This is a genomic window from Corynebacterium sp. P4-C1, assembly GCF_030503595.1.
Taxonomy (GTDB): Bacteria; Actinomycetota; Actinomycetes; order Mycobacteriales; family Mycobacteriaceae; genus Corynebacterium.
In genome coordinates this window covers 1,649,314-1,670,887 of record NZ_CP129966.1, presented here as the reverse complement: position 1 = coordinate 1,670,887, position 21,574 = coordinate 1,649,314, and the positions used below count along the sequence as shown (strand labels likewise).

Genomic DNA, 21,574 nt, shown 5'->3' with positions numbered 1-21,574 from the left:
GTTAGATAGCCACCTTACTGTCCGGCCGTGCCGTCTGGGCCCGGATAAGGGCGCGTGCCCGCGATCCGGACCTCGATATTCGAGTGGCCGACGGTGATCACGTCGCCGTCCGCGAGCTCCCAGTTCTCCACCGGCTGGTCGTTGACCGTGGTGCCGTTGGTGGACTGCAGGTCCACCAGGAACGCGGCCGTGCCGTCCCAGATGATCTCCGCGTGCTGGCGGGACACGCCCGTGTCCGGCAGGCGGAAATCGCAGTCGTTGGAGCGGCCCAGGATGTTGGAGCCCTCGTGCACCGGGTAGGTGCGCGAGGTGCCGTCCAGCAGGAGCAGGCTCACAGCGGCGCTGGCAGCGTCGTGGGGCTGGGTCTGGGTCTGGGTCACTGGTGCCTCCTGGGAGTGGGGTGAGCGGTCCGACAAAATCGCGTCGAAGCCGCTTTCGACGTCCGGTTCCTCATCGACATACGACGACACGCGGAGTTGCCCGGTGCGCAGACCGGATTCCTCCGCGACTCGCACGACGACAGGCCCGTACAGGCCGATGTTCTGGTTGCGGATGAAGCGGGTGAGCTGGCCGGCGAGGTCGGTGGGCAGATCCGGGTCCTGCGAGAGGTTCTCCAAATCCTTGCTGGACACTCCGATCGCGAACACGTTCGGTGTGATCAACTCGTCGTATTCGTTGGTGAACAGCCCGTCCTGGGTTTCCTGCTTCAGCAGCTCCTCCAGCTCCGCCGGCACAACGCGCCCGCCGAAGACAGCGGCGAATCCGTTGTCCAGTCCGCGCTGCAGCGAACTGTCCACTTTGGCCAAACGGTCCATCAGTCCCATCCGCCCACACCTCCTCTCAGCGTGCACTCCCAGCAGTAATGTTTCGACAGATAGTATAGGGTTCCAGGTTCCAACAACATAGCTGCGAAGCCGAAAATTGCCCTCAGCCAGTCAATTTGGAGTTTGTTGGAGTGCGCGTGCTATGTTTACTTAGTCGCCCGCCCGGGTGGCGGAATTGGCAGACGCGCTGGCTTCAGGTGCCAGTGTTCGCAAGAACGTGGGGGTTCAAGTCCCCCCCCGGGCACGAACGCACGGCCCGTCGATAAGCAAAATGCTCTTATCGGCGGGCCTTTCGCTTTACACTAGCGCGCATGCCGAACACCCCGATCCCCGGATATTTGAACACCATCCTCGACGAGGTCCGCGACATCACCGATGGTGAGAACGCCGACTACATCGAGACGCTGCGCAACGCCGACCCCGACAAGCTCGCGCTCGCGTTGTGCACCCGCAGCGGCAACCTCTACTCCGTGGGGGATGACGATTACGAATTCTCCATCCAGTCCATCTCCAAGCCGTTCGTCTACGCGATCGCGCTGGACCAGGGCGGGGTGGAAAATGTCCACAGCGTGGTGGGCATGGAGCCGTCCGGCGAAGCATTCAACGAACTTTCGCTCGACGACGACACGAAACGCCCCACCAACCCCATGATCAACGCTGGGGCCATCGCCGTGAACCAGCTGGTGGCGGGGACGGATGCGACCGTCGAAAAGCGTTGCTCCATGGTCCTGGACGTGTTCTCCCGTCTTGCGGGGCGCCAACTGCGTTTTGACGAAGACATCATCGACGCCGAGCTCGAAACCGCCGACCGCAACATGGCCCTGGCCCACATGCTGCGGGTGTACGGGATTATCGAGGACGATGTCGACGACGCTGTGACCAGCTACATCCGGCAGTGCTCCATCCTGGTCACCGTCAAGGACCTGGCCGTCATGGCCGCCACCCTAGCCAACGGCGGCGTGCAGCCCGTCACGGGGGAGCGCGTGCTCAGCTCGCAGGCCTGCCGCCTCACCCAGTCCGTCATGGCGTCGGCCGGCATGTACGACGGCTCCGGCAAGTGGATGAGCACCGTCGGCATCCCCGCCAAGTCCGGCGTGGCCGGCGGGCTGATCGGGACCTTGCCCGGCCAGCTCGGCGCCGCGTCGCTGTCCCCGCGCCTGAATGAGAAAGGCAATTCCGTGCGCGGCGTGGAGATCTTCCGCCGCCTGTCCAAGAGCCTCGGCCTCCACATGATGGGCTCCCACTACTACTCCGCGCCGGGCATCCGGTCGGTGCGCCGCGAGGGCGAGACCAACGTCGTGCGCCTGCAGGGCATGATCAACTTCACCGCCGCCGAGCAGATCCTTCATGAGCTCGTTGAGCGCGAACTTGTCGGCGACGAGCTCGTCCTCGACTTCTCCCACGTGACCTCGTTCAATTTAGCCGGCCGCCGCCTGATCAAGGAAGGACTGCGCCAATTCCGCGAAGACGGTTTCGATGTCGCCGTCTACGACCCCGAATCCGCCATGCCGGACTACGAGTTCTCCGACGGCACCCACGTCGAGTCCATCCAGGACTTCACCGACTCCTTCACAGTCACAGCCTCCCGGAAGGATGCCTACAGCGTCGTGTGCAAACCCCAGGAGTGGTGGGAAGAGGACACGCCCGGCGAGCTCACCGTCGACAGGAGCGACGACGGCCAGCGCGTCGTCGTGCACGACGAACCGACCGGGGACGACTACATCTTCGATATCGACGAAGATGAGGACGGCAGCACCCGCGTCAACCTCACGCACCGCGGTCTGCGCCCCAATCTGGAAGAGTCCGCCGAGCACTGGCACAACCGGATCCGTCAACGCCTCGAGCCGCTCATCAACCGCGGGGACTAGCCCCGAGCGCGCCCAAGCCACCCCGGGGAGAGCACTAACATCGAGGTGGAACACGTCGATGCCGTTATTGAGCCGGGCAAAGCGCGGCTTCGATACAGCTACAGGCAGGAGGAATCATGCTCGACAGCACGATCTGGTGGCACATCTACCCCCTCGGCGCCACCGGCGCCCCGATCCGCGACCGTGGTGATGAGGGCGCCGACGCCGCGCCGCGCCTCCGCTCCCTCGAGCCGTGGCTCGACTACCTCATCGAACTCGGCTGCGACGGCCTGCTGCTCGCCCCCATCTTCGAGTCCGTCGGGCACGGTTACGACACACTCGACCACTACCGCATCGACTCCCGTCTGGGCACCAACGAGGACTTCGACTGGCTCATGGACGCCTGCCGCACGCGCGGCATCACAGTGATGCTCGACGGAGTATTCAACCACGTCGCCGCGACCCACCCCGCCGTCGCCGAGGGGCTCGCCGGCAACACCAACTGGGAGGGGCACGACGAACTGGCCACGCTCCACCACGATGACGAGCGCGTCAAGGAGATGGTCGCCGACATCATGAAGTTCTGGCTGGCCCGCGGCATCGCCGGGTGGCGTCTCGATGTCGCCTACTCCGTCCCGCCTGCCTTCTGGTCCGACGTGCTCGCCCGGGTGCGCGCCGAATACCCCGATGCCCTCTTCCTCGGTGAGGTCATCCACGGCGACTACGCCCAAATCGCCCATGACGGCACCCTCGATGCCGTCACCCAGTACGAGCTGTGGAAAGCCATCTGGAGCTCGCTTCACGACGCCAACTTCTGGGAACTCGACCACGCCCTGTCCCGCCACCGCGATATCTCCCGCGGGCTGCTCACCAACACCTTCATCGGTAACCACGACGTCGACCGCATCGCCAGCAAAGTCGGTCAGGACAAGTCGATCCTGGCCCTCGCGATCCTGCTGACGCTGCCAGGCATGCCCAGCATCTACTACGGCGACGAACAAGGCTTTGAAGGCATCCGCGGTGAAGGCTTCAGCGCAGACGATGCCGTCCGCCCGCCCCTGCCCGCGACGCCTGACGAGCTTTCCGAGCTCGGCGTCTGGATCTTCCGCGAGCACCAAGCCCTCATTGGTCTGCGCCGCCGCCACCCGTGGCTCACCCACGCCGACATTGAGGTCCTCGACAAAACCAACGAGACAATCAGCTACCGCGTCTTCAACGGCACCGAGCATTTGCTTATCGACGCCTGGCTCAACCCCGCCCCCGGTATCCGCATCCGCTCCGCCGACGAGACGCTCTACGAGTGGGTGCCCTGACCCCGCACCCCGCACCCCGCACGGGTGGGGTCCTGACTCGACACCAGGAAGAGCGCCGAGAAACCGATCGACCACGCAGCCGACTCGTCGAAGGCCGCGGAGAGGCTTTCCACGACGGCATCCCGTGCGTCGCCAAGCTGGCTTGTCATGGGGTTGCCGGACCGCTCGACTGCTGATACGGCGATCCCGCGAAACACCACGCAGGACCGCCGATCAAGCACGCCCGAAAACATGAGGCAAGAAAAATCCGGCCGGATAGCGGAGGCGAACAGGTTTAGCGCATGAGTTCGCGTCCGTACTTCAGGGCGAAGGTCAGCGCCTGCGCCCATTTCTCGGGCGCGAGGCCGTCGGGCCCGGCGATGGGAACAATGCGCTGTTCGGAGACGGTGCGGGACTCGGTGTACTTGAGCAGACCGCCGTCGCCATGGCGACGGCCGACACCGGAGCGCTTCCAGCCGCCCATGGGTGCACCGATGGAGGACCAGCCAGCGCCGTAGCCCTCGTTGATGTTCACGGTGCCCGCCTGCAATTGGGAAGCGATCTCCTGGGCGGTGGACGGCTTGCCGAAAACGGAGGCGTTCAGGCCGTACTCGGTGTCGTTGGCTTTCCGGATGGCTTCCTCGTGGGAGTCGACGACCTCGATGTAGACGACGGGGCCGAAGACCTCGTCGCGGTACAGCTTCGCGTCTTCGGGAACGTTGAGCAGCACGGTCGGGGCGTAGAAGGCTGGCCCGAGGTTGGGCAGCCGCTTCCCGCCGGTGGCGACGGTCGCGCCCTTGGCCACGGCGTCCTCGACGAATTCGGCGACAGTGTCAGCCTGGTCCTCGCTGATGAGGGAACCCATGTCGATGTTCCAGTCGTGGCCGCCGCCGATGCGCATCTTCTCGACGCAGCGCACGAACGCCGGAATGAACTCATCCGCCACGTCGCGGTGGACGTACATGCGCTCGATGGAAATGCACAGCTGGCCCGTGTTGGAGAAGCAGGCGTGGCGGATGCCGCTGACGACCTTGTCCACGTCGGCATCGGCGGTGACGATGAGCGGGTTCTTGCCACCGAGTTCACCGGAGAAGCCGATGAGGCGTTCACCGGCCTGCGCGGCCAGCTTCGCGCCGGTGGCGGAGGAGCCGGTGAACATGAGGTAGTCGGTCTCCTGCACGAGCAGCTGCCCGACTTCGCGGCCGGAGCCCGGAACGACGTTGAGGACATCCTTCGGCAGGCCGGCCTCAGCGAAGAGTTCGGCGGCGCGTAGTGCAGTCAGCGGGGTGGAGGAGTCGGGCTTGAGCACCACGGTGTTGCCGGCGAGCATGGCGGGGATGGCGTCGGAAAGGCTGAGCACCAGCGGGTAGTTCCACGGCGCGATGATGCCCACCACGCCGACGGGGGCGTGCTCGACACGGGTTTTCGTCGCGATCGGAAGCGCGACCTTGGCGCGTTCGTCCTTGAGCAGCTTGCCGGCTCGGTACGCGTAGTGGCGAGCGGTCAGGGCGCTGTCGAGCACTTCCTCGAAGGCGGAGCGGCGGTTTTTGCCGTTCTCGTCCTGGATGAGGTCGAGAAGCTCTTTTTGGTGCTTGAGCACGAGGTCGTGGTAGCGCAGCATGATCTTCTTGCGCTCTTTGACGGGGGTGGCGGCCCATTCGGGCTGCTTGGCGCGGGCACGCTGGATGTATTCGCGGGCGGTGTCCGCGGAGTGGTAGTTGGTCGTGCCGACGATGGATCCGTCAGCTGGGTTCTTGATGGTCTTGGTCGAGTTTTCCTGGGTCAGCTGCGTCGTCATACCCCACAAAGATAGTGCACAGCGGGGGTGCCGCACATGTGGTTTGGTAAGAAAAATCAAACGACCAGGAAGCGCCGCACAAGGCTGCGGTACGCGCGCGCGGTCAGCTCGACATCCTCGACGTGGACGAATTCGTCGTGGGAGTGGAGTTGGTCGAGCACCTCGCCAAACCCGCGTCCGGCGGCGTGGAGGGCGAAGCCGTAGCCGACTCCGCCGAGGCGCCGCCCGAAGCGGAGGTCGGAGCCGCCGGCTGCGATGGTGGGCACGACATCGGCGTGGGGGAAGAACTCGTGGAAGGTGTCGACGATAGCGTCGTAAAGCGGCCCGGACGCGGGGGAGACGGTCGCATCTTCGGTGATCAGGTGCTCGATCTCGACGCGTTCGGCCAGGTCGCCGAGGGAATCGAGCAAGAGCTTATCGACGTCCCCCTGTTCCTGCCCCGGCAACGGCCTAATGTCGAGCTCCACGTATGCCGTGGAGGGAAGCACATTGATGGCGCCGCCGGCGCGGAGCACGGTGGGGGAGACGGTGAGGTGGCTCATGGCGTGCGAGTAGCGGGCCAGCGGGCCGAAAGCCTCGTAGTTCCCACCGGCGATGAGCGCCGCTTCGGTCTCCGGGTCGAAGCGGAAGGAGCGGACGTAGCCCTGCCAGAGGTCGTCGGATTTGACGTCTGGTTCGATTGCGGCGAGACGTCGCGCGACTTCGCCGATGAGCCCGACGGTGAGCTCCCGGCCGTAGGGGGCTGACCCGTGGCCGGCATCCCCGTGGATGGTGATGCGGCGCTGCGCTGCGCCCTTCTCCCCGACGACCACCACGAGTGCGTCGGCATCCGCGTCTTCGTCCTGGACCGGGATGTGCGAGCCGCCGGTTTCGGACAGGCAGTTGCGCCAGCTGAACGCTTCGGGTTCGTTCTCGGCCATCCACCCCGCGCCCAGTCCTCCGCGGGCTTCCTCGTCGGCGCAGGCCACGAAGGTGAGGGTGCCGCGCGGCGGGGTGCCGTTCTGCGCGGCGACGGCGACTTCCCTGGTCACCGCTGCCATTGCGGCGGTGATGAAGAGCATGTCGGTGGCACCGCGGCCGTAAATGCGGGCACCGTCCTCGGATTGGACGACCTCGGCACCGAAAGGCTTCTGCGTCCATTTGTCCTCGTCGACGGGAACGACATCGGTATGTCCGAGGAGGGTCAGAGGTTCGGCGGACGGCTCGCTACCGGGGATGGTGAAAGCGACGGAGACGCGACCGGGGTGGGGCTCGAAGCGGCGGACCTGCACATCAGTGCCCGCGAAGAACTCTTCGAGGGTCTCCGCGTTGCGGACCTCTTCACCGGAGTCGGCGGTGAGGTCGTTGACGCATGCGTTGCGGATCAGCTGCTTCAGCAGGTCGATAGTTGTTTCTTCGAGAGTCATGGATGCAGTCCTCCCAGTCGCTTGTTCATCCGTCTGTTATCCGTCATCCCCGTTCTACTCCTCGGGGGAGGAGGGGGATTAGGGCTTCCAGGTCATCGCAGGCATGTCGGGCATGTGCGGCAGCTCGGAGCCCTGCGGCAGCTCGGGTGCGGACTGCGGGCTCTGCGCGAGGTCTTGCTCGGCGGGCTGCCCGCTCTTCAGGTGCAGCTGCCTGGAGGAATCGGCGAGCAGGGCGGCCAGCTCTGTCAGGGCGTCCTGGCAGTCCTGCTCGGAGCCGAGGATGGAGCGGGCGGCGATGGCGACACCGTAGTCGGTGCCGTCGATAGTGAAGAAGCCGAGCTGACGGACGTGGAAGGACGCATCCGGGGCATCGGACCAACCGCCTTTGAACGGCAGATCAGCGATGGTGCCTAGGCCGTAGCTGTGCTCGGCGTCGATTTTGTGCATCTCCTGGATGACGGGGTTGTCGGCCGGAACGGTCACCAGGTGCTGGGCGTAGCGGGCCTGTGCGGGGGTGGGCCAGGAGGTGGTGCCGAAGGCGGGTTCCACGTGCACCGACACCCCAGCGGAAGCGATTTCGTCGCCGACGATCTGGCTGGCTTCCTCGTCGGAGCCCAGGCAGCGCCACAGGGCGTAGGCGGCGTCGTTGTCGGACCACTCGATGGCGGCGGTGGTCTGCTCTCTGACGAACTCCTTGTCTTCGCAGTGCTCCCAGGCGGACAGGGCAATGGGCACCTTGATGGTGGACCACGCGGGCAGGGTGCCGCCGGAGCCGGCGTTGGTGGCGGTGGTGCCGTCGAAAAGCGAGAAGCTCGCTTGGGTATTGGTCTTCTCTTCGATTGCGGCGATTTTCTCCTCGAGGCCGTCGAGGGTGAGGCCTGCAGCGGGAACGTCGGGCGCGCTGGAGTCTGACGCGGCGGGAGCTTGAGTGGGCTCGGGGCCGGAAGATTTCTCGGAGCACGAAGTCACAGCCAGGGGCAGCAGGCACAGCACCGCGGCGAGGCGGAGCTTCCGTTTGGAGGGGTGGGTCACAGCATTGCACTTTAGCCCGTCGGTTTCGGGGTTTCAGTAGGGTTGGGCGCATGGGAGCGTTAGAGGTTGTGGGAAGCGTTGACGGGGCCGTCGATAAGCTGATCGAGCTTTACTCCGCTGCCTGCGATATTGCGCGCGACGGAGGGGATTACTCGCAGGTGCGTTACCCGAAGATCGCCGTGGAGATCAAGGAATGGAAGCCGATCGACCGCTCCGAACCCTTCGGCTACGTCGATGAGGCGGGCGTGTACTCCGCGGCGGTGTCGCGCCCGGACCTGATGTCGGGCTACCTCCGCCACCAGCTGCGCTGCCTGACGGAGAACTACGACGCCGAGATCTCCGTCGGGTACTCCGACATCGGGATCGCACCCGAGTACATCCGCGGCGCACAGCGCGGATCGAACGCGACGGCGCCGCGCCCCACGCTCGACGACGTCCACGATGCGATCATCGACGGCGACTGGGACGCCTTCCACGGCCCCGAGAAACCCCTGTTCCACTTCGGCCCGCAGCGTTTCGACATCGCGTGCGCCCGCATCGAGCACTACACCGGCATCGAAGTCGACTCGGTGCAGAAATTCATCCTGTTCACCAACTACGAGATGCACACGCGCGAGTTCGTGAAATTCGGGCTGAGCCAGCTTGCCGACGACACCACGCGCTACCACGCCCTCGTCCTTCCCAACGGCACGCGGATCGAGCGCGGAGATGTCGACGGCGTCGACGCTTTGGCCATGGACCTCGCCTCGAAGTACCAGATGCCGCGCTTCGACCTCGTGGCCGACGGGAACAACGGCGTGACCATGATCAATATCGGCGTCGGTCCGTCGAACGCGAAGACGATCACGGACTGCCTTGCTGTGCTGCGCCCCGAGTGCTGGATCATGATCGGCCACTGTGCCGGCTTGGATGCCCGCATGCGCATCGGCGACCTCATCCTGGGCAACGCCTACGAGCGCCGTGATCACGTGCTGCACAGCCACATCGACCCCGAGACCCCGATCCCCGCGGTGCCGGAAATCCAGCGCACGTTGGAGAAATCCGTGAAGAAGATCTACGGGGAGGAAGAGCAGTCCCTCATGCGCACCGGAACAGTCCTGTCCACTGACGACCGAAACTGGGAGTGGCAGGCGCCGCGCGACCTGTGGGAGTGGCTGCGCAATTCCACGGCGGCAGCGGTGGACATGGAGTCGTCCACCATCGCGGCGAACGGTTACCGCTACCGCGTCCCGTACGGGACCCTGCTCGCCGTGTCCGACCTGCCTCTGCATGCCGTGCCGAAGCTGCCGGCCGCCGCGCAGGCCTTCTACTCCAATTCCAAGGAAGCCCACGTGATGTGCGCGGTGCGCACCATGGAGCGCCTGGCCAAGAACCCCGAGCGCCTGCGCACCCGCAAACTGCGCCGCGCGCAGGGCGAAGTTCCGTTCCGGTAGCGCGGGTGACGCACATGGCCTTCCCCGAACCGGAATTCACCGATCCGGCCGTCGAACTCGCCCACCGCAGCGCGATCCGCTCCATCGAGCGGGTGGTGCATGAGACTGCGGAGCCGACACCGCCGGAACAGGCGCTCGCCGACATCGTCGCCCTTCTGCGCAACGGTCCCGCGCTGGTTATCACTGGCGCGGGCGTGTCCACGGAGTCCGGCATCCCCGATTACCGCTCCCCAGGCGGCCGCCTGTCCAAGGGCCGCCCGATGACGTACCAGGAGTTCTCGCACTCTCCGTCCGCGGTGCGCCGTTATTGGGCCCGCGCGTTCGTGGGCATCCGCCAGATGCGCGCGACGTCGCCCAACCGCGCGCACTACGCTCTCGTGGAGCTGGAGCGCGCCGGGCTGATCAGCGGCATCATCACGCAGAATGTCGACGGGCTCCACCTGGCGGCCGGCTCCCGCAACGTCATTGCGCTCCACGGGGACATGGAGCACGTCGTCTGCCTCGATTGCGGCGCGCGCGAAAACAGAACGCTTTTCGACGCCCGGCTCAATGCCGCCAACCCCGGCTACCTGCAAACAGTCCTGGTGGACGAGTCCATGATCAACCCCGACGGCGACGTCGAACTGCCCGAGGAGGCGGTGCAGGCATTCACCATGGTCAAGTGCGCGCAGTGCGGGGGATGGCGCATGAAACCGGACGTGGTGTACTTCGGGGAGAATGTGCCGAGGGGGCGCCGAGAAGCGGCCGGGAAGTGGCTGGAGGCGTCGACGTCCCTGATTGCCGTGGGCACCTCCCTGGCGGTGATGAGCGGGTACCGGCTGGTGCTCGACGCGCGGGCCGCCGGTAAACCCGTCGCTGTGATCAACGGCGGGCCCGGGCGCGCGGACACTAAAGCCGCCGCCCTGTGGCGCACCGGCGTCGGCGAGGCCCTCGACGCGGTGCTCGACGCCCTCGAGCTGTAGCGCCCTGTGTAGCGCCGCGCCCCCTGCCGATCGCCCCCGTCGGGCGTTGCGGCCCCGCAAACCCGCTACCCCGCGGGTACCGTTCAGGGGGTGAAACAACTGGCGGGACGAACGACCGTGATCGCGAGCCTTGGCGTGCTTGTGGTTCTGATCGTGTCGCGGTACCTGGTCAACCCGCTGAACCTCAACAATGTGTTCCACACCGACATTCCCCTCGACCTGTGGATCTACATGCGCGGAGGGGAGCGCGTCACCGCCGGCGCCAACCTGTACGAAGGCAATATTTTCAACGACTTGCCGTTCACCTACCCGCCGTTCGCCGGCATCATCTTCGCGTGGGTGAGCGCGCTCGACGACGCCTCCGTCACCGCCATCTGGCACACCACCACCGCCGCCAGTGTCATCGTGGTGGTCTGGCTGTGCCTGCGGCGCATGCGCATCGACGTCAACCCCATGTCGTTCCTGCTCATCCTGCCGCTCCTCGCCGCGTTCTTCCTGTTCGGGACTGAGCCTTTGCACGCGACACTGTTCTGGGGGCAGATCAACGTCGTGCTCATGCTGCTCGTGTGCCTCGATTTCCTGCCGCTCAAATACCGCCTGCCCGGCATCGGTGTGGGGCTGGCCGCCGGGGTGAAGCTGACACCGGCCTTTTTCGGGATCCTCTTCCTCATCCAGCGGCGGTGGTGGGCCGCGGCCGGCAGCTTCCTCACATTCCTGGTCACGGTGCTGCTCGGCTTCGTCGTGGTGCCCGATGCCAAGGCGTTCTGGACCGACGCCATCTTCAAATCCAGCCGCGTCGGCGACCACCTCAACCCGGGCGCCCAGTCCCTGAAGTCGGTGCTCGTGCGCAATCTCGGTATCGAGTCCGACTCGACATGGCTGTTGCTGCTGCTCGCCGCTGTCGTCGTGTGCGCTTTCGCCGCCTGGTTGGCGGTGCGTCTGGACTGCATGCCCGTCGCTGTCGGCGTGACCGGCTATGGTGCGTGCCTGGTCTCCCCGTTCACCTGGTACCACCACTGGGTGTGGATTGTGCCCGTTGGTGTGGCTGTTTTCGCCGCGGCGAACGGCGCCGCCGCCCGGTTCGCCGACGGTAACCCGGTGCGCTGGCAGTTCGCGGGGTTGCTCTCCGTCGGCGCGATGATCGCCGTGTGCGCTCCTTTTGTCGCGGCGAATGTCGGTGCCGGACTGCTGTGGGAGTACCACCCGGAGCGCGGCTTCACCTGGATGTACGTGCCCGGCGCGGTAGCGTTCCTGGCCGGGTTCATCCTGTATGCGCTTTTGGAGCTCCGCAAGAAGGAGATCCTCTCCCGCCGGCGCTGGCTGCGCGAGCAGAAGGACTGGCTGCGTTTCCAGCGCGCGGAACGGCTAGGGCAGCTGGGTTAGCGCAGCTGACCTAAGGCAGCGGCGCTAGGGTAGCGTCACTCCGAGGGGTTCCCGCAGCACGAGGTCCAGGGCCACGGCGCGGGCGATATCGCGCACCATTTCGCGGTGGGTGGGGATCATGCGGAGGCTGGCGTCGGTGCCGTCGGCAAGCGTGTGGCGCACGGTGCGGGCGAAGATGGCGGGTGCTTTCGGGTCGTCGATGAAGGCGGAACCGGCGACGACCAGGGTGGTGGCGCCGTGCTCGGCCATCAGTTGCGCTGCGACTTCGCCCAGGCCCCCGGCGCGGCGGTCCAGGGCTTCGCGGATGGAGGGGTCGGTGCGGGAGAGGGAGATGGCGTCGTTAAGCGATTGCCCGCCGCTGCCGATCTGGTCGAGGAGACCCTGCGTGGTGAGGTCCCCGCGGTCGACGGCGATGGGCACGACGCGCTTGTCGGCTGTGACGGACGCGCCGATGGAATCGTCGGCGAAAATCGCCATGATGGGGGCATCCCCGATGATGTCGCCGGACTGGATTTCGGAGCCGATGATCGCGGCGACGGCGGAGGAGACGGTGACGGGCACCGAGAACTGCTCGTTGAGCTGCGCGGCGATATTCGCGTCGCGCCACCCGAGGTTCGGCGCGTTGACCACGCCGTCGGGGCTGACGGCGCCGGAGGTGGTCACTCCGACGGTGGCCAGGGGGCGTGCGAGGTCCGCCATGATGCGGTTGAGGCCCGCCATGATGTGCTGGATGAAGTCGTCCTGGCTGAGATCGGCGACGGGCACGTCCACGTCGAGGTCGCGGATGGTGCGCCCCTTGATGTCGAACAGCGCGATGTACGTCGCGGTCGTGCCCACGGAGATGCCGGCGAAGACGGGCTCCAAGTCGGAGAGCTCGAGGGGGATGATGGGGCGTCCGCGGCCCTTCGACTTCGACAGGTCCATTCGCTCAGTGACATAGCCGGCGGATATGAGGGCGGCGATGGCGCGTGTGACGGTGGGCTGCGACAAGCCGGTCGCGGTGACAAGCTCGCTTCTCGATGTCACCGGGTTCAATCTCACCAGGTGCAGACACTTCGCGGCAGGGTTTTGGGGGCGTGAAAACGCAGACCACGAGGATTTCATAACATTCATTCTAGAACGAGACTAGACAATGTTGTCCATTCGGGGCTCGAAAGAGCGTACCAAGCGGACTATTTTTCGCGTATGCGGAAACTACCTCTACGGGGTTAGACTCTGCACTCATGAGTGAACGCGCCCCATCGCTCCTTGACGCGACGTGCGAGGACTTCGTCTACGACCTCGCGGAGCTGTCGCCGACGCTCGCCACGGAGCTCGGTATCCCGGGTCACGACGACCAGCTGCAGGACTTCAGCCCGGAGCACTGGAACGACGTCGCCGACCGCATCCGCGACCTCATCGCGGACGTCGACGCGCTTCACGACGGCACCGACGCCTCCGACGACGAAGACGATTTCGACGAGGTCGACTACGTCACCGGTGAAATCCTGCGCGACCGCATGGTGGTGGAGCTCGACCTCCACCACCGGGGCGAGAACTTGCGCATGCTGAACAACGTCACCTGCCCGGTGCAGATCATCCGCAACGCACTGACGGTCATGCCGAAGGACACCGAGGAGGACCTCCACAACTTGGCGGAGCGCATGCTGTGCGTGCGGCGCTCGTTGGCGGGGTACCGCGAATCGCTGGCGGAGGCGGCGGGGCAGGGCGATGTGGCGTCGCAACGCCAGATCGACGCTGTGATCAGCCAGTGCGAGGCGCTCGCCGAGGACGGCTCTCTCCTGGAGTCCATGGGCCTCGCCGTCGATTCCGAGCCGGTCGCTAGCGCGAAGAACGCGTTCGCCGAGATGGCCGATTGGCTGTCGACCGAGCTCGCACCGCTGGCCTCTCACGAGGATGCTGTCGGGCGCGAACGCTACGAGCTGTTCTCGCAGTTCTTCCTCGGCCGCGAGATCGACCTGGATGAGGCGTACAACTGGTCGCTGGATGCGCTGGCGGGGATCGTCGAGAAGCAGCAGAAGGTCGCCCGCGAGCTCTTCAGCGAGGAGTGCACGGCGCGCGGCGCTTACCGACGCCTCGACGGAGACCCCGACTACACCCTCACCGACAACGACCAGCTCGTCGAATGGATGCAGAGGGTCTCCGACCAGATGATCGACCGCCTCGACGGCGAGATGTTCACCCTGCCGGAGGAGGTGCGCAGCCTCGACTGCCGCGTCGACGCCGCCGGCACCGGCGGAATGATGTACACGCCGCCGTCGGAGGACCTGCTGCGTCCCGGCATTTTGTGGTGGTCCGTGCCGCAGGGGCAAGACGGCTTCCATGCTTGGCACGAGCTCGCCCGCATCTGCCACGAAGGCGTGCCCGGCCACCACGTGCAGCAGGGCATCGCCATGACCCAGCGCAGCACACTCAACCTGTGGCGCCGCACTCTGAACTGGAACGCCGCCCACGGTGAAGGCTGGGCTGTCTACGCCGAGACCCTCATGGAGGACCTCGGTTTCTTCGACGACCTCGGCTACCGCATGGGTCTGCTCGACTCTCTGCGCATGCGCTTCGCCCGCGTGGCTGTGGACATCGGCGTGCACCTGCGCAAGAAGACCCCGGATGGCACCGGCCATTGGGACGCCTCCTACGCCAAGGCATTCCTGCGCGACAACACGGCCATGAACGAGCAGAACCTGGGCTTCGAGCTCGACCGCTACATGGGCTGGCCCGGCCAGGCCACGTCCTATGCCCTCGGCTACCGCGACTGGATGGACCTGCGCGCCAAGGCCTGCGAGAAGGGCATGACCCTGCGTGAATTCCACGACAAAGCCCTGCGCTTGGGTTCCATGCCGATGGACATGCTCGCCCGCGAGGTGTTACGCGACTAGATCGTGCGACTAGACTGCGCGACTAGATCGCGCGGTTAGCCCGCGTCCTTCCGGCGGTCCATCGCGTGCAGAATTTTCGGCAGCGACCCCGCAAAGATGAGGATGCAGATCAGGCGGATCAACTGCAGCGCCACGACGGCGGGGCCGCCCCCGCCCTCCGACGAGAGAGCCAAGACGGTCTCGATCGCGCCGGGACTGGTGGCGAGGTAGCCCTCGAAGAAGGTGATGCCCAGCCATTTCGCCACGACGAAGCCCATCATCGCGCACGACGCCATGACCACCACGATGAACGTGATGGTGGCGGGCAGCAGACGCGCGAACCGTTTCAATGCGGGCACCGAGAGTCCGCCGCCGCACGCCCAGCCGATGGACATGAACGCCACGACCGCCAGGGGTTCCGGCGGCACGATCGGCACAGGCAGCAGCGTCGCGATCACCGCGGTGAGGATCAACGGCCCGAACACGGCGGGCGCTGGCAGGTGGACCTTCCGGGCGATGGGCACACCGATCAGGGCGATGGCGATGACGAGCAGCCACATCCACCAGGTCACCTCCAGCCCGTCGGAGTGGTTGTCGCCGGGATGGGTCAAAAACGACGCGACCAGGGGCAGGGTCATTGACACCGCCAGCAGGCGCAGGTACTGGGTGAGGGCGACGTAGCGCATGTCGGCGCCGAGTTCGTCAGCAAGCGTCATCATGATCGACGCGCCGCCGGAAAGCATCGACAGCACGCCCGTCTCGCGGCTGACAGTTAGTTCGCTACCGCGGCTTTTACGTCCCGCGTACTGCGCGAGCGAGAGCCCGCCGACGAAGCCGATGCCGATGATCACCGCCGCCGACGCGAGGCCGGGCAGCAGGTAGTGCAGCAATTCCGCGGGCGGCACCCCCGCGAGGGGGACAGCGGCGAGAACGCCGATGATCCCGCGGCAGAAGTTGTAGAACTTCGCGTTCACCTTCAGCTCGCGGCCGGTGCCCAGAGCGGAAAACCCCGACACCACGATCGCGCCCAAGATCCAGGCGGCGGGCACGTGGAGCCGTGCGAGCACGTATCCGACGAGCACCGAAAGCGGCGCGACAATCATCCATCGGCTGCGTTGTTCCACGGTTGGTCATAGTAGCGTGAGTGCCTATGTGGGTGATCCTGATTGCGGCGGCGGCGCTCGCGGGCTGGGTCGACGCAGTCATTGGGGGTGGTGGCTTGATCCTCATTCCCGTGCTCATGGCGGGCACGCCCATGCCGCCGGCGGCGATCCTGGCGACGAATAAGATCGCGGCGGTGTCGGGCACCGCATCCGCGGCGGTCACGCTTGTCCGGCGAGTCGGCGTTCCCCGGGTCACCTGGGTCTACGCAGTGACCGCGGGGGTGCTGTCTGCGGCTGGTGCGCTCGTCGCGTCGCGTGTCGACGCCGCCCTCCTCCGCCCCCTCATCCTCTGCCTTCTCATCGCCGTGGGGGTATTCGTGGCGGTGAAGCCGGAGTTCGGGACGGGGGACACCGACAACAGGCCCCGGTTGACGCGCGGCCGCACCGCCGCTGCCGCGCTGCTGGCCGCAGCGGTCGGGTTTTATGACGGTACTTTCGGCCCCGGCACCGGAATGTTCCTGATCATGGGGTTCACGGCGCTGTTCGCCCAGAATTTCCTCCGGTCGGCCGCCATGTCGAAGGTGGTGAATAGCGCGACGAATATTGGTGCCCTAGTGGTGTTCATCTCCGCCGGCTTCGTGGACTGGCCGCTGGCTCTCGCGCTCGCCGTGGCGAATGTCGCCGGCGCGCAGTTCGGGGCGCGCACCGTGCTCGGCGGCGGCGCGAAACTCGTGCGGTACGCCCTGCTCACGCTGGTGGTTGTGCTGTCGACGTACCTCGCGTTCCAACTTTAGGCGGGACCTGACGCGTGCCACAGAGATTCCTCAGGCACCCGGGCTACAGTCACCGGTCATGATCAGAACTGAAACGGCCATTGCGGTCACGGTGGCTCATTGCGAGGACGCCCCCGTGGGAATCGAGGAGGCCGAAGAAATTGTGGACGCCGCGCTGCGTTTCGTCGCCGGCACCACCATCGGGCAGCTGCACATCGTCGCTGACTCGGAAGCCCTCCCAGCACTCGCCGTCGCTTTGGCGACCAGGGAGGAACTGCCCGCGAACCTGACGCTGGTCGAAGCCGGGCACGAGCTCGACAACGAATTCGTGCTCGTGTCCTCCGACTCCATTCTGGCGATGGCGGGGCGCGCTACTCCAGAGTCAGGGAGCCGTTGAACAGCCCCACCACCGCGAAGACGGCACCGATGAGGACCACGCCCACGACGACCCACTCGAAGGTGTTGAAGACCTTTTCCTTGTTGGCCAGGCGCGTCCACAGGTAGGGGACGAGACCGGGGATGACCGCCAGGGCGCCGAAGAGCACGTAGACCGGGTCGGCGGCGTAGATCAGCCACAGCGAATAAATGAAGCCGACGATGCCGATGGCGAGGTGACGGCGGTTGTCGGAGGAGGAGATGGTGGGGCCGGAATCGTCGAAAAGCTCGCCTGCGTGCGGGTGCGTCAGGCCTTTGCCGCGCACGGCGAGGAGCACGAGGTAGAGCGCCGAGAAGATGTACGGCAGCAGGTACATGATGGTCGCGAGCTGCACCATCGTGTTGTACGAGGTCTCGTTGGTGAAGAACAGGATGACGAAGAACTGGACCACCGCGGTGGAGACCAGCTGCGCCATCCACGGCGCGCCCGCCTCGTTCTTGGCGGCGAGACGCTTCGGCAAGAGGCCGTCGGAGGCCATCATCACGATCGGCTCCGCGCACAGCATCTGCCAGGAAATATAGGCGCCCAGCACCGACAGGCAAAGGCCGATGGAGATCAGCGCGCCGCCCCACGGGCCGACCGCCGCCTCGAGGACCGCGCCCATCGAGTTATCCGGCAACGCCGCAAGCTCCTCGCGGGTGAGCACGCCGTAGGACAGCGTCGACACAGCCACGAGCAGGCCCAGCACCGACAGGAAGCCGATCACGGTCGCGCGGCCGACGTCTTGGCGGGAACGCGCCTGCTTGGAGTACACCGAGGCTCCCTCGACACCGATGAACACCCACACTGTGAACAGCATGATGCCCTGGATCTGGTCGGAGAGTGAGATGCCCGAGTTCTCGCCCCAGAAGTCCAGGGTGAATTTGTCCCAGCTGAACCCGATGAAGGCGATGAGCACAATGAATGCCAGAATCGGGACCAGCTTCGCGATGGTGGTGACCAGGTTCATCAGCGCCGCCTGCTTCACACCCCGGGTCAGCGCGAAGAAAATGCCCCAGGTGAGCACAGAGACAGTCAGCGCCATCACCCAGGGGTTGTCCTGGTCGAAGAACGGCAGGTAGTGGCCCAGCGTGCCGAAGAACAGCGTCGCGTAGCCCACCTGCGCCATCACCGAGCCGAGCCAGTAGCCCCAGCCGGAGGTGAAGCCGATGAAATCGCCCAGGCCTGCACGCACATACGAGTACACGCCGGAGTCCAGGTGGGGCTTGCGCCGCGCGAGGATCTGGAACACGAACGCGATGGAGAGCATGCCCACTCCCGCGATCGCCCACCCGATCAGCATCGCGCCGGGGCTGGCCACAGACGCGATGTTCTGCGGCAGGGCGAAGATGCCGGATCCGACTGTGGAGCCGATGATCAGGGACACGAGAGTCCAGATGGTCACCGAGTGGGTGCGTTGGCTTTGGGCTGTGCTCATAAAGGTCTAACTTACTGGGAGTTTCCCAGCCTTTGTTAATAATGGAGTCACATCCGGTTCTTGGTTTTCGCGGTCGCTTGCGCGCTCCAGGGGTCTTTGGGCCAGGGGTGCTTGGGGTAGCGGCCGCGCATTTCTTTGCGGACGTCGGCGTAGGGCCCGCTCCAGAAACTGGCCAGGTCGTCGGTGACGGCGAGCTCGCGGCCGGCGGGCGACAGCAGGTGGAACAGCACGCGCACACCGCTGACCTCGGGGGATGCGGCGAGGCCGAAGCATTCCTGGAGCTTGACGCGCACGATGGGCCGCCCGGTCGAATAATCCACGCGGGGGTGGGAGCCGCTGGGTACCTCGAGGCGCTCGGGTGCGAGTGTGTCCATGTCGGCGGCTTCGGGCCAGGGGAGTTGCCGCATCATCGCGGCGTAGAAGTCGAGCTTGCTTATCGACGCCCCCCGCGCCAGCTCCCCAACCTCCGGCGCATAGTCGCCGCTGTCGATGTCGGGCCACGGATCCCCGTGCCGTGCGCGCAGGAAGTCGATCCTGTCTTTGAGACGCTGCGCTTTCTCGCCCAAAGGGATGGCGCCGAAGTCGAAGCGGAAACCGGAAAGAGCTTCCTGAGCCTCGGCGGGGGAGAGCTTGATGGGGGTGGAGGTCAACTCGATGGCGCCGATGGAGGTGGTGAGGCGGGAGCGGAGGCGGCCGTCAACAAGCGAGGCCGCAGTGGTTTCCTTGACGCGGTGCCCGGGAAAATCCGTGCCGGCGGCGGCGCGGATGATGGCGCCGGAGCTGGTGAGCTGGATTTCGGCGGCGGCGATCCACTCGGCGGGCGGGATCGTGGAGTCGAGGCGTGCGCGGGTGCCGCTGGCCAGCAGGTATTCGCGCTCGCCGAGGTGTTTGCCCACCCATTCCGGGTAGGCGGTGGCGATGACCTCGCCGGCCGGTACGTCGCCGGTGGCGGGCACCATGCTGGCGAACCGGTCGACCTGTTTGCGGGGTGCCCGCGCGCGGGCGAGGTCGCCGCTCATGCCCTCGGCGAGCGCCGCGACGGTGCGGGCGGCCCCGGAGCCGTGTGCGAGCAGCGCGGCGCCGAGACGCGGATCGAGGGGCATCGCGGCGAGACTCTCGCCCAGCCCGGTGACCGTTCCGTCTCCGTCAGGCGAGGTGAGGGCGCCCAGGGCGTGGAGGGTGCGGCGGGCGTCGGCGAGCGCGCCGGCGGGCGGCTGAGTGAGAAGCGGCAGGTCGGGAGACCCCCAGGCTGCGATGGTGAGCGCGGCCGAGGTGAGGTCCGCGGTGGTGATCTCCGGGGCGATGTCGGCGGCGAAATGCTGGTAGTCGGACTGGGAGTAGGCGCGCAGCACCTCGCCCGGACCGAGACGGCCGGCACGGCCCGCACGCTGGTCGGCGCTCGTCTTCGCACTCGAGACCGTGACCAGGCCCGTCATTGCGCGGGCGGCGTCGCGGCGCGGCACGCGGGACAAACCGGCATCGACGACGCGGTGGACACCCGGGACGGTGATCGAGGATTCGGCGATGGAGGTGGCCACGACGACCTCCGCGTCACCGTTGAGCGCCTCATCTTGCTCGGCGTTGGTGAGCCGCCCGTGGAGCGGAGCCGCGCTGGGCAGCTGCGCGCACACCATGTCCACCTCACGTGCGCCGGGGACGAAGACCAGTGTGCGGCCGTCGTGCGCGGGCGGTGTCGCGGCCAGCTCAGCGACGTGGCGGTAGAACTCCCGCGATCCCTCCGCGCGGCCGGGGTGCGGATGGTAGTTCACATCCAGCGGGTGGGTGACCGCCTCGGTCGACAGGACTTGCGCGTCCATGTGGCCGGCCAGTGCCTGGGCGTCGAGGGTCGCCGACATGGCGGCCAAGTAGAGGTCGTCCCGCAGAAACGCCACTTCCATCACCATCGCCAACACCAGGTCGGTGTCCAGCTGCCGCTCGTGGACCTCGTCGATCATCACCGCGCCCACTCCGGTCAGCTCCGGGTCTTTGAGCAGGCGGTTCAACAAAACACCGGGAGTGACGAACTGCACCAGCGAGCCGTCCTTGTGCTCGCCGCGGATGGAGTAGCCGACGCGGTCGCCTAGCGGGGAGGCGTCGAGAAGCGCGAGCCTGCGCGCCGCGGCACGCACCGCGACACGCCTGGGTGCGGTGACGAGCGTGACGCCGTTGTCTGCGGTGAGGTTGTTGATCGCCGGCGGCAGCAACGTCGTCTTGCCCGTGCCCGGCGGCGCCTCCACGACGAGCGGTCCGCGCACCGGGAGGTCCCCGATCACGTCCGCGACGGGGAGGTCGGCGCCAATGGTGGAAAGGTCGAACATCGCAGACAAATCTACCCGTGGTGCCTCCCGCGGAGATCGGGAGCTAGTTCGGCTCGCCCGGCTGGTTCAGTTGGCGGATCAGCTTCGCCGGCACACCGCCGACGAGACTGTCGCCGGGCACGTCCTTGGCCACCACCGCTCCGGCGGCGATGACGCAGCGGTCACCAATGGTCACGCCAGGCATGACCATGGCGCCGGCGCCGAACCAGCAGTCGTCGCCGATGGTGATGGGCCGGCCGCGCTCCCAGCCGTCGGCACGCGCGGCGGCATCGTTGACCGGGTGCTCGACGGTGATGAGCTGGCACGCCGGCCCGAACAGGGTGCGCTTGCCCACTGTCACCTCGGCGACGTCGAGAATGACGCAGTTGTAGTTGATGAAGCACCCTTCGCCAAAGGTGGTGTGCGCACCGAATTCGACCTGTAGCGGTGCGAAAACTTCAGGGATGGCGGAACCAGGGGCGAGGATGCCTTTCAAGAGCTCTTCCGCACGCTCAGAATTCAAATTGCCTAAAGAATTCAGTTCGCGGATGCGCTCCCACGCGGCGTGGCGGACAGTTTCCAGCTCGTCGGAATCCGGCTTGTACCAGCGGGAGGCGCGGAGGTCGGCGAGGTTGGGGTGTTCTGTCGCATCATCAAGCGTGGCCATATGCGCAAGGGTACGCGTTAAAAACCAGTGCCCGCCGAGGGGCACGCCT

Annotated in this window: 17 protein-coding genes, 1 tRNA gene and 1 pseudogene; 9 read left to right on the top strand and 10 right to left on the bottom strand. The window is 66.3% G+C overall.

Annotated features, from left to right (window positions below; genetic code table 11):
* Window positions 1–14: 14 nt before the first annotated feature.
* On the bottom strand, window positions 15–824 hold the full coding sequence (locus QYR03_RS07915) for a DUF3662 and FHA domain-containing protein (protein WP_301712716.1): 810 nt from the start codon (window positions 822–824) through the stop codon (window positions 15–17).
* Window positions 825–984: 160 nt separating this feature from the next.
* On the opposite strand from QYR03_RS07915, the gene QYR03_RS07910 reads away from it, so the two are divergent.
* The 3 genes and pseudogenes from QYR03_RS07910 to QYR03_RS07900 all read left to right on the top strand — a co-directional run bounded on the left by QYR03_RS07910 (window position 985) and on the right by QYR03_RS07900 (window position 3,984).
* Window positions 985–1,068: transfer RNA gene (locus QYR03_RS07910), tRNA-Leu, on the top strand.
* A gap of 67 nt (window positions 1,069–1,135) precedes the next feature.
* Window positions 1,136–2,359: pseudogene (locus QYR03_RS07905) on the top strand (glutaminase); the annotation flags it as partial.
* A 449-nt stretch (window positions 2,360–2,808) separates the two neighbouring features.
* Window positions 2,809–3,984, top strand: a complete 1,176-nt coding sequence (locus QYR03_RS07900; protein WP_301712718.1) for an alpha-amylase family protein — start codon at window positions 2,809–2,811, stop codon at window positions 3,982–3,984.
* Here the strand turns inward: QYR03_RS07900 and QYR03_RS07895 are convergent.
* From QYR03_RS07895 to QYR03_RS07880, 4 genes are all read right to left on the bottom strand, one after another.
* A complete protein-coding gene (locus tag QYR03_RS07895; protein WP_301712719.1) occupies window positions 3,966–4,133 on the bottom strand; it encodes a hypothetical protein in 168 nt (55 codons plus the stop codon). The two genes, QYR03_RS07900 and QYR03_RS07895, sit on opposite strands and share 19 nt — an antisense overlap.
* A 125-nt stretch (window positions 4,134–4,258) precedes the next feature.
* On the bottom strand, window positions 4,259–5,761 hold the full coding sequence (locus QYR03_RS07890; RefSeq protein ID WP_301712720.1) for a succinic semialdehyde dehydrogenase: 1,503 nt from the start codon (window positions 5,759–5,761) through the stop codon (window positions 4,259–4,261).
* 56 nt (window positions 5,762–5,817) lie between these two features.
* Entirely contained in the window at window positions 5,818–7,167 is a 1,350-nt protein-coding gene (locus QYR03_RS07885; RefSeq protein ID WP_301712721.1) for a M20/M25/M40 family metallo-hydrolase, read from the bottom strand.
* A gap of 78 nt (window positions 7,168–7,245) precedes the next feature.
* Window positions 7,246–8,199, bottom strand: coding sequence for a hypothetical protein (locus QYR03_RS07880; protein WP_301712722.1), 954 nt, complete (start codon window positions 8,197–8,199; stop codon window positions 7,246–7,248).
* Between the two features lie 50 nt (window positions 8,200–8,249).
* Here QYR03_RS07880 and amn point away from each other — a divergent pair, with 50 nt between their 5' ends.
* The 3 genes from amn to QYR03_RS07865 all read left to right on the top strand — a co-directional run bounded on the left by amn (window position 8,250) and on the right by QYR03_RS07865 (window position 11,977).
* Window positions 8,250–9,632, top strand: coding sequence for an AMP nucleosidase (amn, locus tag QYR03_RS07875; RefSeq protein ID WP_301712723.1), 1,383 nt, complete (start codon window positions 8,250–8,252; stop codon window positions 9,630–9,632).
* Between the two features lie 14 nt (window positions 9,633–9,646).
* A complete protein-coding gene (locus QYR03_RS07870) occupies window positions 9,647–10,594 on the top strand; it encodes a Sir2 family NAD-dependent protein deacetylase (RefSeq protein WP_301712724.1) in 948 nt (315 codons plus the stop codon).
* Between the two features lie 90 nt (window positions 10,595–10,684).
* Window positions 10,685–11,977 carry a glycosyltransferase 87 family protein gene (locus tag QYR03_RS07865; protein ID WP_301712725.1) on the top strand — a complete coding sequence of 431 codons (1,293 nt, stop codon included), beginning with the start codon at window positions 10,685–10,687 and terminating at the stop codon, window positions 11,975–11,977.
* Between the two features lie 24 nt (window positions 11,978–12,001).
* Here the strand turns inward: QYR03_RS07865 and QYR03_RS07860 are convergent, their stop codons facing one another.
* Complete coding sequence (locus QYR03_RS07860) at window positions 12,002–13,081, bottom strand: ROK family protein (protein ID WP_259849159.1); 1,080 nt, start codon at window positions 13,079–13,081, stop codon at window positions 12,002–12,004.
* Window positions 13,082–13,200: 119 nt separating this feature from the next.
* On the opposite strand from QYR03_RS07860, the gene QYR03_RS07855 reads away from it, so the two are divergent.
* On the top strand, window positions 13,201–14,853 hold the full coding sequence (locus tag QYR03_RS07855) for a DUF885 domain-containing protein (RefSeq protein ID WP_301712726.1): 1,653 nt from the start codon (window positions 13,201–13,203) through the stop codon (window positions 14,851–14,853).
* A 35-nt stretch (window positions 14,854–14,888) separates the two neighbouring features.
* Here QYR03_RS07855 and QYR03_RS07850 read toward each other — a convergent pair whose 3' ends face one another.
* Complete coding sequence (locus QYR03_RS07850) at window positions 14,889–15,956, bottom strand: AbrB family transcriptional regulator (protein ID WP_301712727.1); 1,068 nt, start codon at window positions 15,954–15,956, stop codon at window positions 14,889–14,891.
* A 26-nt stretch (window positions 15,957–15,982) separates the two neighbouring features.
* On the opposite strand from QYR03_RS07850, the gene QYR03_RS07845 reads away from it, so the two are divergent.
* The gene (locus tag QYR03_RS07845; protein ID WP_301712728.1) at window positions 15,983–16,729 is read left to right on the top strand and encodes a TSUP family transporter; all 747 of its coding nucleotides are present in this window, start codon (window positions 15,983–15,985) and stop codon (window positions 16,727–16,729) included.
* Window positions 16,730–16,787: 58 nt separating this feature from the next.
* Window positions 16,788–17,105: a hypothetical protein gene (locus tag QYR03_RS07840; RefSeq protein WP_259849153.1), complete on the top strand. Its 318-nt coding sequence runs from the start codon at window positions 16,788–16,790 to the stop codon at window positions 17,103–17,105.
* Here the strand turns inward: QYR03_RS07840 and QYR03_RS07835 are convergent.
* From QYR03_RS07835 to QYR03_RS07825, 3 genes are read right to left on the bottom strand one after another with little or no spacing between them, the layout of a single operon-like run.
* Window positions 17,080–18,561, bottom strand: coding sequence for an amino acid permease (locus QYR03_RS07835; protein ID WP_301712729.1), 1,482 nt, complete (start codon window positions 18,559–18,561; stop codon window positions 17,080–17,082). The two genes, QYR03_RS07840 and QYR03_RS07835, sit on opposite strands and share 26 nt — an antisense overlap.
* Before the next feature lie 47 nt (window positions 18,562–18,608).
* Window positions 18,609–20,879, bottom strand: a complete 2,271-nt coding sequence (locus QYR03_RS07830; RefSeq protein WP_301712730.1) for an ATP-dependent RNA helicase — start codon at window positions 20,877–20,879, stop codon at window positions 18,609–18,611.
* A gap of 43 nt (window positions 20,880–20,922) precedes the next feature.
* Window positions 20,923–21,525, bottom strand: coding sequence for a sugar O-acetyltransferase (locus QYR03_RS07825; RefSeq protein WP_301712731.1), 603 nt, complete (start codon window positions 21,523–21,525; stop codon window positions 20,923–20,925).
* Between the last annotated feature and the right edge of the window lie 49 nt (window positions 21,526–21,574).